This is a genomic window from Pseudomonas sp. LBUM1661 (assembly GCF_059695925.1).
On sequence record NZ_CP166794.1, the window covers coordinates 4665174 to 4678223 of the forward strand.

Sequence of the window (13050 nt, forward strand, 5' to 3'; positions counted from 1 at the left end):
AACTGACAACTTATTGATCCAAATGCGCAGCAGCCCTTGGCAAGCGAGGGCATGGGCCCTACCCTAGTCGATGAACCCTGCACACGGCTGTTGACTGTTTTCCCATGCGCAAACTTCTGTACCTGACATTTTCCATGGCGTTGATCGCCGCCCTCACGACCTACGCGATGTGGGCCGCGGATCGTCCGGTGGGTCATTACCTGTCGGACCTGCGGATCAATCTCGCGGTCGATCAAGGCACGCCCGCCGATCGCGGCAATCTGCTGGGCATCCAGCCAGAGCTGTTTCCCACCGACTATCAAAGCCCCGAACGCCTGCATCGCAAACTCGCGGCCTATTTGCAGAAAGCCCGGGACCAGGGCCTGTTGAATGAAAAAACCATCGTCGTACTGCCCGAACATATTGGCACGTGGCTGATGGTCAGCGGCGAGAAGGACGAGCTGTACCAGGCCACCACGCTCAAGGAAGCGATGAACTGGCTGGCGGTGAGCAACCCCTTGAAATTCCTCCGGGCGCTGATCAGCGCCAAAGGTGACAGTCGCCTGGACGACGCCCACCTGCGCATGAAAGCCAAGGGCATGGCCAAGGAGTACCAGGCGCTGTTCGGTGGCCTGGCGAAGGAATTCAACGTGACGCTGGTGGCCGGCTCCATCGTGCTGCCCGAGCCCAGCATCATTGACGGAGCCCTGAAAATCGGGCGTGGCGCGCTGTACAACAGCAGCGTGGTGTTCGGCCGCGACGGGCTCCCGATTGGCCAGCCTCAGCGTCAAATGCATCCGATCTTCGATGAACACGAGGTGATTGCAGCGAATGGCGAGCATTCCCTCAGCGTGGTCGACACCCCGGCCGGACGCCTGGGCATCCTGATCGGCAGCGACAGCTGGTACCCGGACAACTACCGCAAGCTCGACGGTCAGGGCGCGCAGTTCATCGCGGTCCCGGCCTTTGTGATCGGGCGCGGCACCTGGGACAAACCTTGGCGCGGTTACAAAGGCCTGTCGACGCCAGGCTCGGTCAGCCTCAAGTCCGGCGAACTCAGCGAAGGCCAAGCCTGGCATCGCCTGACACTGACCGCGCAACCGCCCAGCAGCCAGGCCATTGCCGGCATGAGCGTATTTTTGCGCGGTCAATTCTGGGACCAGGGCAGCGCCGGTCAAAGCTTTCTCAGCAGCAACGGGCAGCAGTTCTCCGACGGCAATGCCCGTGGCGCGCGTTTGCTGAATCTCTGGTTATAAGCGATGAAACCGCAGCCGATGCGGCTCGGCGATCTGTCAGTGGGCTTCGTTCACAGCCTGGCGGACGCCGTGCGCAGCCAAGGTGTAGACCCACAGCCATTGCTTGAACAATACGGCCTGGATGCGGCACGCCTTGGCGAGGCGAGCGCACGCCTGTCGATCCCGCGCTACATGCGCCTGGGCCACGGCGCCATTGCGCTGACCAACAACCCGGCCCTGGGTTTGCGCATGGGCCAAGTCAGTCGCCTGAGTCAGGCCGGCCTGGCCGGGGTCACTGCCGCTCAGGCGCCAACGGTGCGCGAAGCGGCACGCTGCCTGATTCGCTTCGAAGCCTTGTACGGCTCCAATTATCGCGGTCAATCGAGCTTTCACGAAGACGCTCAAGGCGCGTGGCTGCGGTTCTATTCCATCAGCCCTTACAACGCCTACAACCGCTTCGTGGTGGATTCGATCATTTCCGGCTGGTTGCAGCAATTGTCCAGCCTGAGCCCTGCCCCGTTGCGCGCCGAACGGGTCGAGATCGAGTTCGAAGCACCGGATTACCGTGAAGCTTATGCCGTGCTGGGTGATTGCCCGATCCAGTTCGGCGCCGAGCACAATCAACTGCGCTTGAGCCTGGCCAGCCTCGCCCAACGCAACCCGGAGCATTGCCCGAGCACCTGGCGACATTTGCTGCAACTGTGTGAACGGGAACTGGAGCAACTGACACGCACCCGCAGCCTGCGTGAACGGATCATTGCGCTGCTGGGACCGTTGCTCAATGGTGGCCGGGAGCCCGACCTGGAAGAAGTGGCGGCACGCCTGAAGCTGCCCACCTGGACCTTGCGTCGCAAACTCGCCGAGGAAGGCACGCAATATCGTGCGATTCTCAACGACACGCGTCGCGACCTGGCCATGACCTACATACGCGATACGGAACTGGCGTTCGGAGAAATCGCCTACCTGCTGGGCTTTGCCTCAGCCGAAGCGTTTCAACGGGCCTTCAAACGCTGGAACGGCCAGACACCCGGCGAGTTTCGCCGCAGTCATCGCCAAACCGCCTGACGCTTACAGCTCGGTAGCGTCTTCAGCGGGTTCCAGCGGGTCCAATTCAAAAGCCTGATACTCAAGCAACTCTTCTTGATACTCGTCCATTTCAAATCCCCCACGCTCGTTTAAAAAATGCCTGAATAAATGACCAGCGCCCCGAGCATAAAGTGCCCACGTGAAAGAAAAATGACGCAGGCACGACACTCAGCGGCTACTTAATAAAACGTAGCAGGCAGTCAGGAATTTATCACAGGATTTTTTCGATACAGGCTGTAGGACTAGAGCCTTGGTTGACGCGGATCAATCTTAAAGCCTTCACGGGATCGGTGTCGTCCGACACGACCCCGTAAAGTCAGAAGCCGATCACTGGCTGGAGACAGGCATGGCCGGAATCGGCTCGGTCGGTGGAGGCAAGCTCGACTCCGCGGGTGGAGTGACCGTTTCCGTGGAAGACGAAGGTTCGCTGTTCTCGGTCGGCGCGATGGGCGCGGCTTCAGGCGGCGGTGCAACCGGTTCCGAGGCGGCGGGCGCCGGGGCAGGCTCAGCCGCTGGGGCCGGTGCAGGTTCTGCCGCCGGTGCCGGAGTCGGTGCCAACGAAGCCGGTGCGACCTTGGCTTCAGGTACACCCAGGTCGGTTTTCGGTTTTTCGACGATGTGTGCGGCTTTCTTCGCTTCCGGCGGCAGGAACAGCTCGACCAGGGCGAAGAAACGTTCGTAGAACTTGGCCGACGATACGGTTTCGCTGGCGACCTTGACCATCGAGTCGTCCGACGAGCCGATCGGCATCGACACCGAGCCCAATACGCCTACGCCGAGGCTGGCGGAGTTGTTGGTCTTCTTCAGCGCATAGCGGTCCTGCAGGGCGTTGGCGAACATGGTCGCATGATGGCCTTCGGTGCCATCATCGGCACAGACCACACTGAAGCTGATCTCCATGTGGGTATCGCCAGTCTGCTGGAAGCTCTTGTGGCCACTGACCAGTTTTGGATCACTGCTGGTGATGATGTAGCCCTGACTGAGCAACGCCCGACGGGCGGCTTCACAGGTTTGCGCATCAGTCACCGGATAATTCCGGGAAAACGTTCCAGAGTCATCGAAGTTCTCATGCTCATAGATGGCGGCTTTCTTCGACGAGCAACCGGCCGCAGCGGCCAGCACCAGCGCCAGCCCGACAACCTGCATGGGAATTGATTTGATCATTGAACATCCTGAGGAAAACGGTTCGGGGCGTATTGTGCAACAGATCGATGCTTAGCGGAGCATCGATTGTGTCTTAAAACGGTTACAGAGGTGTTGACTCCGATATTAAACAAAAGTCGCAAAAAGCAGAAAGCGACCGCCAAAAATTAAAAAACCCCAGCCTTTCGGCCGGGGTTTTTGTGTATCGCACAACTCAGTCAGGCATCAGTACCGCTTGATTTCAGCCTGGCTTTCCAGCTGCTTGCGGTAAGCCGCGAAGTCCTGCTGGCCAATGCGCGAGGCGAGGAAGCGGCGGTATTGAACCTTCTCTTCTTCGGTCGGCGCGGCAGCTTCGTTCACGCCGTTCAGACGCACGATCACCAGGCTACCATCGGCCAGGGTCACGCTGCTGAAGGTCGGCTTGTCCTTGTCGGCCGGCTTCGGCATGCGGAACAAGGCTTGCAGCACGGTTGGGTCAACCCCTTCCTGAGCACGCGTGGCCGCCTGGGTCACTTTCCAGTTCTGACCGTCGATAGCCTTGTCCAGCGGCGTCTTGCCTTCACGCAGGCTGACGATCAGCTGTTCAGCCTTGGTCTTGGCATCAGCACTGGCGTGCTCCTTGGCCAATTGCACGCGAATGCTGGCAGCAACGCTTTCAAGCGGCAGTTGCGCAGGCTTCAGGTGTTCCTTGGCGCGCAACACGATCACGGTTTCCGGATCGAGCTCGATGGCGGTGCTGTTGGCACCCTCATCCAGCACTTCAGGACTGAACGCAGCAGTCACCACGGCACGGTTGGCCGCAATACCTTCGCCACCCTCACGGCCAAACGGCGCGGAAGTGTGAACGGTCAGTTTCAGGTCCTGTGCTGGCTGAGCCAGATCAGAGGCTTCGAACGACGAGTCTTCCAATTGCTTGGTCGCCTCGACGAAACGTTGCTCAACCTGCTGGGTTTTCAGCTCACGGGTCAGCTTGCCTTTGAGGCTGGCAAACGTTGGCACCTCAGGTGCCTCTACGCCCAGCAGCTTGATCAGGTGGAAACCGAAGTCAGTGCGAACCGGCTCCGAGACTTGATCCTTGGCCAACGAATACAGGACTTTTTCGAAGGCGGGATCGTAGACACCAGGACCTGCGTAGCCGAGGTCACCGCCGTTGCTCGCCGAACCTGGATCCTGGGAGAATTCCTTGGCCAGCGCCTCGAATTTCTCGCCTTTGGCCAGACGCGCCTGGATCTCTTCGATCTTGGCCTTGGCTTGCGCCTCGGTCATCTTGTCATTCACTTCGATCAGAATGTGCGCAGCCCGACGTTGTTCGGACAGGTTCGCGATTTCTTTCTGATACGCCGCCTGCAGGTCTTCGTCCTTGACGCTGACCTGATCGAAGAAGGAAGCCTTCTTCAACTCGAGGTAGTCGATGACCACCTGATCCGGCGTCATGAATTCCTTGGCGTGTTCGTCGTAGTAGGCCTTGACCTCTTCGTCGGTCAGTTTCACAGCCGCCGGGTCAGCCTTGACGTTCAGGGAAGCGAAATCGCGGGTCTGTTTTTCCAGACGGGCAAACGCCAGCACCTGTGCATCGGTGACGAAACCGCTACCTGCCAGACCTGCACGCAACTGACCAATCAGCATTTCCTGAGCCAGCATCTGGCGGAATTGCATGCGGCTGTAGCCCAGTTGGCGAATAACCTGGTCGAAACGCTCAGGACTGAACTTGCCGTCCACCTGGAATTCAGGCGTTTGCAGGATCACCTGGTCCAAAGCAGCTTCGGAGAAAGCGAATTTCGAGTTTTCTGCGCCTTGCAGCAGCAGTTTGCGATCGATCAGGCCTTTGAGGGCCGATTCGCGCAGCATTTTTTCGTCGAGCAAGGAAGCATCGAAATCCTTGCCCAGTTGTTGCATGAGCTGACGGCGTTGCATATCGACCGCCTGGCTCAGCTCGTTCTGGCTGATTTCTTCACCATTGACCTTGGCCGCATCCTGGCTGTTGGTCGTTGCCTGAAAAATGGCCTCGATACCGGTGAAAGCCATCAGTACAACGATGATCCCGATAATGGTCTTGGCAATCCAGCCTTGTGAATTGTCCCTGATATTCTGCAGCATGCGTCCCCCAGAAACGGTTGAACTTCAAAATTAGGCAACCGTGGAGCGTGGGTAGAATCCGGATAGAAGAAAGGCGCATCCGAGGATGCGCCTTCTCGTAACTGGCGGAGCGGACCGATGACTCGAACTTGCGAGCCTCGGTGTCTCGGACCGGCGAGTTGCCGACTGGACTACCGCTCCGCTGCCAGGTCAGGCATGACCCCGACCCGGATAGGCAAAAACCTGAATCGAACTTAGTTGACAGCTTCTTTCAGTGCTTTACCGGCTTTGAAACCTGGTTTTTTAGCAGCTGCAATTTCCAGCGACTTACCGGTCTGTGGGTTACGACCAATGCGAGCTGGACGATCAGTAACGGAGAAAGTACCGAAACCAACCAGAACAACAGAGTCGCCAGCCTTGAGAGCGCCAGTGACGGATTCGATTACAGCGTCCAGCGCACGGCCAGCAGCAGCTTTCGGGATATCAGCGGATGCAGCGATAGCATCAATCAGTTCCGACTTGTTCACTCTAAGTCCCCTTATATCTATTTGAGTATGATTCTAAGTTTTTTGGTGAAAGCAAAAACGAGTGCTGAATGGCCTACAGACACTTAAGAGCCGCTTTATAACAAGGGCTCTAAAAAGCTGTCAACAAGCCCCCCAGGCAAATGCGTACTAATGCGTGCTAATTCTTTCCTTAGAGTCAGACTCGCGTTTTTCATCCTTTGCAACTATCTCGGGAACCACATCAGGCAGGGGCTCCGGCGCGTATTGCAGCGCAATTTGCAGGACCTCGTCAATCCATTTAACTGGTTTAATCTGCAGATCTTGCTTGATATTGTCAGGAATTTCCTTCAGATCGCGTACGTTCTCTTCAGGAATGATCACTGTCTTGATTCCGCCACGGTGAGCCGCGAGCAGTTTTTCTTTCAAGCCACCAATCGCCAGCACCTGACCACGCAGGGTAATTTCACCGGTCATGGCAACGTCCGCACGCACCGGAATCCCGGTCAATGCCGACACCAGAGCCGTGCACATGCCTACACCGGCGCTAGGGCCGTCCTTCGGGGTCGCCCCTTCCGGCATGTGGATGTGCGTGTCACGCTTCTCGTGGAAGTCCAGAGGGATCCCCAGGCTCTTCGCGCGACTGCGGACAACGGTCAGGGCTGCGGTGATCGATTCGACCATCACGTCACCCAGGGAACCGGTCTTGATCAGTTGGCCTTTACCCGGTACGACAGCGGCTTCAATGGTCAGCAATTCACCGCCCACCTGAGTCCACGCCAGGCCGGTGACCTGACCGATCTGATCCTGCGATTCAGCCAGGCCGTAGCGGAATTTACGCACGCCCAGGAAGTGTTCCAGCATGTCGGCCGTGACCTTCACCGAGAAGCGTTTTTCCATTGCATGCTCTTTGACCGCCTTGCGGCAAACCTTGGCAATCTGGCGCTCCAGCCCACGTACACCGGCTTCGCGGGTGTAGTAGCGGATGATGTCGCGGATCGCCTCGGCCTCGAATTCCAGCTCGCCTTTCTTCAAACCGTTGGCCGTAATCTGCTTCGGCGACAGGTATTTCACAGCGATGTTGATCTTCTCGTCTTCGGTGTAGCCTGGCAGACGAATCACTTCCATCCGGTCCAGCAGCGCCGGTGGAATGTTCATCGAGTTGGAAGTGCAAAGGAACATCACATCGGACAGGTCGTAGTCGACTTCCAGATAGTGATCGTTGAAGTTGTGGTTTTGCTCAGGGTCGAGCACTTCCAGCAACGCCGACGCCGGATCGCCACGCATGTCGCTGCCCATTTTGTCGATTTCATCGAGCAGGAACAGCGGGTTGCGAACGCCCACCTTTGTCATCTTTTGAATCAATCTTCCGGGCATCGAACCGATATAAGTACGGCGATGACCACGGATTTCCGCTTCATCGCGGACACCGCCGAGGGCCATGCGCACGAATTTACGGTTGGTGGCGTGAGCAATCGACTCCGCCAGAGAGGTTTTACCCACCCCAGGAGGACCGACCAGGCACAACACCGGACCGCGAATCTTCTTCACGCGCTTTTGCACGGCGAGGTATTCGAGGATCCGCTCTTTGACTTCTTCCAGACCGTAATGGTCGGCGTCGAGAATGTCTTCGGCACGTGCAAGGTCCAGGCGGACTTTGCTCTGAGCCTTCCACGGCACCTGAACCAGCCAGTCGATGTACGAACGCACCACGGTCGCTTCCGCGGACATTGGCGACATTTGCTTGAGTTTGTTCAGTTCGCCCTGGGCTTTGGCCAAGGCATCTTTCGGCAGACCGGCGGCATCGATGCGCTTTTTCAGCTCTTCGATTTCGTTGTGGCCTTCGTCGCTATCGCCGAGCTCTTTCTGAATGGCCTTCATCTGCTCATTCAGGTAGTACTCGCGCTGACTGCGCTCCATTTGTTTTTTAACGCGACCGCGAATGCGTTTTTCGACTTGCAGCAGGTCGATCTCGGCATCCAGCAACGCCAGCACGTGTTCGACACGGGCCGACAAATCGATGATTTCGAGGATTTCCTGCTTCTGCTCGATCTTCAGGGCCATGTGCGCGGCCATGGTGTCGACCAGGCGGCCTGGCTCGTCGATGCTGTTGAGCGACGACAGGACTTCAGCGGGGACTTTCTTGCCCAGCTGCACATATTGTTCAAACTGAGCCAGCAGGCTGCGGACAAACACTTCCGACTCGCGCTCAGGCGCGTCGACTTCGTCGATCAATGAGACTTCGGCACGGCAGTGGCCGTCCACTTCGCTGAAGCGCTCCACGGCGCCCCGCTGCTCACCTTCGACCAAAACCTTGACCGTGCCGTCAGGCAGCTTGAGCAGCTGCAGAACGGTCGCGATGGTACCTACGCGATAAAGTGCATCTTCACCGGGATCGTCGTCAGCAGGGTTTCTCTGAGCCAGCAGAAGGATCTGCTTGTCGCCCGTCATCGCAGCCTCGAGGGCTTCGATGGATTTCTCGCGCCCCACGAACAGCGGGATAACCATGTGCGGATAAACCACAACATCACGCAATGGCAGGAGAGGCAATTCGATGGTTGTCTTCATGATTTCGCCTCTACGGCGGCCATAAGGCCGTAAACAGATGGAAGTAAGCTTGAAACCAAGATGGGGGCTGGTTTGGAAAAAAACAAGCGGATAAAAGAACCACTTAAAAGATTGCAACCTAAGGCAGCGATTGCATAGGTCCGGATACATCCAAAAAATCAGGCTGACTGTCAGCTGTCATCGCTGGCGAGCCCGCTCCCACAATAGCAAAGGGGCCCGAAGGCCCCTTCTATGTTCCAGCAGCGTGACGCTTAAGCGTCTGGCGCAGCCTTGGCAGCCGGCTCACTGTTTTCGTAGATATACAGTGGCTTGGACTTGCCTTCGATAACGCTTTCATCGATCACTACTTTACTCACCTCGGATTGCGAGGGGATTTCATACATAGTGTCGAGCAATACACCTTCGAGAATCGAACGCAGTCCACGGGCACCGGTCTTGCGTTCCAGGGCACGTTTGGCGACTGATTTCAGCGCGTCGGCGCGGAATTCCAGGTCCACGCCTTCCATCTCGAACAGCTTGGCATACTGTTTGGTCAGCGCATTTTTCGGCTCGGTGAGAATCTGCATCAACGCAGCCTCATCCAGCTCGTCCAGCGTGGCAAGCACCGGCAGACGACCGACGAATTCCGGGATCAGACCGAACTTGACCAGATCGTCAGGCTCGACTTCACGCAGGGATTCACCGACTTTCTTGCCTTCTTCCTTGCTGCGCACTTCTGCGTTGAAGCCGATGCCGCCCTTGGTGGAACGGTTTTGGATAACCTTTTCCAGACCAGAGAACGCACCACCGCAGATGAACAGGATGTTACGGGTGTCGACCTGAAGGAATTCCTGCTGCGGATGCTTGCGACCACCTTGAGGTGGAACGGAAGCGACCGTGCCTTCGATCAACTTGAGCAGGGCCTGCTGCACGCCTTCACCGGAAACGTCCCGGGTGATCGACGGGTTGTCAGACTTGCGCGAAATCTTGTCGATTTCATCGATATAGACAATGCCCATCTGGGCTTTTTCTACGTCGTAATCGCACTTCTGCAGCAGCTTCTGAATGATGTTCTCGACATCTTCACCCACGTAACCCGCCTCGGTGAGGGTGGTTGCGTCGGCGATGGTGAACGGAACGTTCAGCAAGCGGGCCAGTGTTTCGGCAAGCAGGGTTTTACCCGAGCCTGTCGGGCCGATCAGCAAGATGTTGCTTTTGCCGAGTTCGACGTCGTCATTCTTTTTGTCACGCTGATTCAGACGTTTGTAGTGGTTGTACACCGCTACGGCCAGAACCTTTTTTGCACGCTCTTGACCAATCACGTACTGATCAAGGATGCCGCTGATTTCTTTAGGCGAAGGCAATTTATGCGCGTTGCTCTCGGCCTGGGCTTCCTGCACCTCCTCTCGGATGATGTCATTGCACAGGTCGACGCACTCGTCGCAGATAAAGACCGAGGGGCCGGCAATCAATTTGCGCACTTCATGCTGGCTTTTGCCACAGAAGGAGCAATAGAGCAGCTTGCCGTTGTCCTCGCCGTTGCGGGTGTCAGTCATTCGTTCGATCCAAATCCGATAGGCTTGCAACACAAGATGAAGGCTATTGCGGGCTTTTTCAAGCCCGCTAGTGATCGGAGCGGCCGACCACGCCTATTTTGAGCTGCTTATTTAAGCGGGGCGCTGATTGATCACTTCATCGATCAACCCGTATTCACGCGCGGCTTCTGCGCTCATGAAATTATCGCGGTTGGTGTCGCGCTCGATTTCTTCAAGCGTGTGCCCGCTGTGCTTGGCCATCAGCGTGTTGAGACGCTCACGAATGAAGAGGATTTCCTTGGCATGGATTTCGATATCCGACGCCTGGCCCTGGAAACCGCCCAATGGCTGGTGAATCATCACGCGCGAGTTCGGCAGGCAGTAACGCTTGCCCGCGGCACCGGCCGTCAACAGGAAAGCGCCCATGCTGCACGCCTGGCCGATACAGGTAGTCGACACGTTGGGTTTGATGAACTGCATGGTGTCGTAGATCGACATGCCTGCTGTCACCGAACCGCCCGGGGAGTTGATATAGAGATGGATGTCCTTGTCCGGGTTTTCCGCTTCAAGGAACAGCAGTTGCGCACAGATCAGGTTGGCCATGTAGTCTTCTACAGGACCTACCAGAAAGATCACTCGCTCCTTGAGGAGGCGCGAGTAAATGTCGTAGGCGCGCTCGCCACGAGCGGACTGCTCGACAACCATCGGGACCAGGCCGCCTGCGGCCTGGATATCAGAGTTCTGCTGAATATACGAATTACGGAACATGCTCTGCAGTCACTCCCAAATAGTTATGTCTTGAATACGCATAAGCCAGCTCGAGAGCTGGCTTATGGTGTGTGCTTCTAACGCAAAAACAATCAGTCGGCTTGTGGAGCTTCTACCGGCTTGACCGCTTCTTCGTAAGAGACCGATTTGTCGGTCACGCTAGCTTTCTGCAGAACAGTATCCACAACTTGTTCTTCCAGCACAACAGAACGAACTTCGTTCAGCTGCTGGTCGTTCTTGTAGTACCAGGACACAACCTGCTCAGGCTCTTGGTAGGCCGAAGCCATTTCCTGAATCATTTCGCGAACGCGGGCTTCGTCAGGCTTGAGGTCGAATTGCTTGACCACTTCAGCCACGATCAGACCCAGCACAACGCGGCGCTTGGCTTGTTCTTCGAACAGCTCGGCCGGCAGTTGGTCAGGCTTGATGTTGCCGCCGAACTGCTGAACAGCCTGCACGCGCAGACGGTCAACTTCGTTGGACAGCAGCGCCTTAGGCACTTCGATCGGGTTGGTGGCCAGCAGACCGTCCATGACCTGATTCTTGACCTTGGATTTGATCGCCTGACGCAGTTCGCGCTCCATGTTCTTGCGAACTTCGGTGCGGAAGCCTTCCAGACCGGTTTCCTTGATGCCGAATTGAGTGAAGAATTCTTCATTCAGCTCTGGCAGTTTTGGCTCGGAAACAGTGTTCACGGTAACGGTGAACTCGGCGGTTTTGCCAGCCAGGTCGAGGTTCTGATAGTCCTCAGGGAAGGTCAGGTTCAGAACGCGTTCTTCACCGGCCTTGGCGCCAACCAGACCGTCTTCGAAGCCAGGGATCATGCGGCCGGAACCCAGCACCAGCTGAGTGCCTTTGGCGGAACCGCCAGCGAACACTTCACCGTCAACCTTGCCGACGAAATCGATGTTCAGCTGGTCTTCGTTCTGGGCAGCGCGATCGGCCACTTCGAAACGGGTGTTCTGCTTGCGCAGCACGTCGAGCATTTTGTCCAGATCGGCGTCAGCCACGTCAGCGCTCAGGCGCTCTACGGTGATGCCGTCGAAACCGGCAACGGTGAACTCTGGGAACACTTCGAAAACTGCGACGTATTCCAGGTCTTTGCCAGCTTCGATCGACTTAGGCTCGATCGAAGGTGCGCCAGCCGGGTTCAGCTTTTGCTCGACAACAGCTTCGTAGAAAGAAGACTGGATCACGTCGCCTACCGCTTCCTGACGCGCATCGGCACCGAAACGGCGCTTGATTTCGCTCATTGGCACTTTGCCTGGACGGAAGCCAGCAATCTTGGCCTTTTGGGCAGTCTGCTGCAGACGCTTGTTGACCTGAGTCTCAATGCGCTCAGCCGGCACGGTGATGCTCATGCGGCGCTCAAGAGCAGAAGTATTTTCAACAGAAACTTGCATGGATATTCCTCGTTGCACAGACGTTAGCCGGCCGTTTCCGACCCCAGAATCAAGGGCATGCATTCTAGTGGGTCAAACTCAAGAAGTCACCCTACTGAAAACGGGTAAAAAAGCAGCAGGCAATTTATTAGGCGGGGACAAACGGTTGTGCCTCGCCCTGTTAGCAAATACAGCCAATCATGCCAGGGCTCTGCATCAATCCTTCTATATATAGAAGAAGCTGCCAATGATCTCCCCGACTGCCGATCTTGCGAGCAAGGCCGGCGGGCGGCGGCGCATCATCGAGAAACATAAATACGATGAAACCCCACCCCTGCGACCCAGAACCTGCAGTCGCTGAATACTCGAACCGCTAAAACAAAAAAGGCGCCAGACTGTTAAATCTGGCGCCTCTCGAAATATGGGGTGGACGAAGGGGATCGAACCCTCGACAACGGGAGTCACAATCCCGTGCTCTACCAACTGAGCTACGCCCACCATATTGCCTTGCAAAGAAGCCAAACAACTTCCTTGCTGCGCTCCAGCCAAGCCAACCGGCCTGAGTGAAGCTTTATTTGGTGCGGATGAAGAGACTCGAACTCTTACGCCTCGCGGCGCTGGAACCTAAATCCAGTGTGTCTACCAATTCCACCACATCCGCGGTTTGAAGCTGTTAAAGCAAAGGCGCCAGACTGTTAAATCTGGCGCCTTTCGAAATATGGGGTGGACGAAGGGGATCGAACCCTCGACAACGGGAGTCACAATCCCGTGCTCTACCAACTGAGCTACGCCCACC

General features: G+C 56.8%; 9 protein-coding genes and 3 tRNA genes. 2 read left to right on the plus strand and 10 right to left on the minus strand.

The window, feature by feature from the left end; translation table 11 throughout:
* The first annotated feature begins 104 nt into the window (after positions 1 to 104).
* Together ACA057_RS21390 and ACA057_RS21395 are read left to right on the plus strand one after the other, a co-directional pair.
* Positions 105 to 1235: a carbon-nitrogen hydrolase family protein gene (locus ACA057_RS21390; protein ID WP_497342101.1), complete on the plus strand. Its 1131-nt coding sequence runs from the start codon at positions 105 to 107 to the stop codon at positions 1233 to 1235.
* A gap of 3 nt (positions 1236 to 1238) precedes the next feature.
* Positions 1239 to 2279, plus strand: a complete 1041-nt coding sequence (locus tag ACA057_RS21395) for an AraC family transcriptional regulator (RefSeq protein ID WP_497342103.1) — start codon at positions 1239 to 1241, stop codon at positions 2277 to 2279.
* A gap of 348 nt (positions 2280 to 2627) precedes the next feature.
* On the opposite strand, the gene ACA057_RS21400 is transcribed toward ACA057_RS21395, so the two are convergent.
* The 10 genes from ACA057_RS21400 to ACA057_RS21445 form a co-directional block, all read right to left on the minus strand.
* A complete protein-coding gene (locus ACA057_RS21400) occupies positions 2628 to 3464 on the minus strand; it encodes a DUF2242 domain-containing protein (protein WP_497342105.1) in 837 nt (278 codons plus the stop codon).
* 204 nt (positions 3465 to 3668) lie between these two features.
* Complete coding sequence (locus tag ACA057_RS21405; RefSeq protein ID WP_497342107.1) at positions 3669 to 5540, minus strand: SurA N-terminal domain-containing protein; 1872 nt, start codon at positions 5538 to 5540, stop codon at positions 3669 to 3671.
* Positions 5541 to 5773: 233 nt separating this feature from the next.
* Entirely contained in the window at positions 5774 to 6046 is a 273-nt protein-coding gene (locus tag ACA057_RS21410) for an HU family DNA-binding protein (RefSeq protein ID WP_024674124.1), read from the minus strand.
* A gap of 147 nt (positions 6047 to 6193) precedes the next feature.
* Positions 6194 to 8590: an endopeptidase La gene (lon, locus tag ACA057_RS21415; protein WP_059406533.1), complete on the minus strand. Its 2397-nt coding sequence runs from the start codon at positions 8588 to 8590 to the stop codon at positions 6194 to 6196.
* Positions 8591 to 8841: 251 nt separating this feature from the next.
* Complete coding sequence (gene clpX, locus ACA057_RS21420; RefSeq protein ID WP_497342110.1) at positions 8842 to 10125, minus strand: ATP-dependent Clp protease ATP-binding subunit ClpX; 1284 nt, start codon at positions 10123 to 10125, stop codon at positions 8842 to 8844.
* A 111-nt stretch (positions 10126 to 10236) separates the two neighbouring features.
* Positions 10237 to 10872 carry an ATP-dependent Clp endopeptidase proteolytic subunit ClpP gene (clpP, locus tag ACA057_RS21425; RefSeq protein ID WP_010458706.1) on the minus strand — a complete coding sequence of 212 codons (636 nt, stop codon included), beginning with the start codon at positions 10870 to 10872 and terminating at the stop codon, positions 10237 to 10239.
* A gap of 92 nt (positions 10873 to 10964) precedes the next feature.
* Positions 10965 to 12275, minus strand: a complete 1311-nt coding sequence (gene tig, locus ACA057_RS21430) for a trigger factor (RefSeq protein ID WP_401362914.1) — start codon at positions 12273 to 12275, stop codon at positions 10965 to 10967.
* A 401-nt stretch (positions 12276 to 12676) separates the two neighbouring features.
* Positions 12677 to 12752 (minus strand) — tRNA-His (locus ACA057_RS21435).
* A 78-nt stretch (positions 12753 to 12830) separates the two neighbouring features.
* A tRNA-Leu gene (locus ACA057_RS21440) sits at positions 12831 to 12915 on the minus strand.
* Between the two features lie 58 nt (positions 12916 to 12973).
* Positions 12974 to 13049 (minus strand) — tRNA-His (locus ACA057_RS21445).
* Position 13050: the final 1 nt, after the last annotated feature.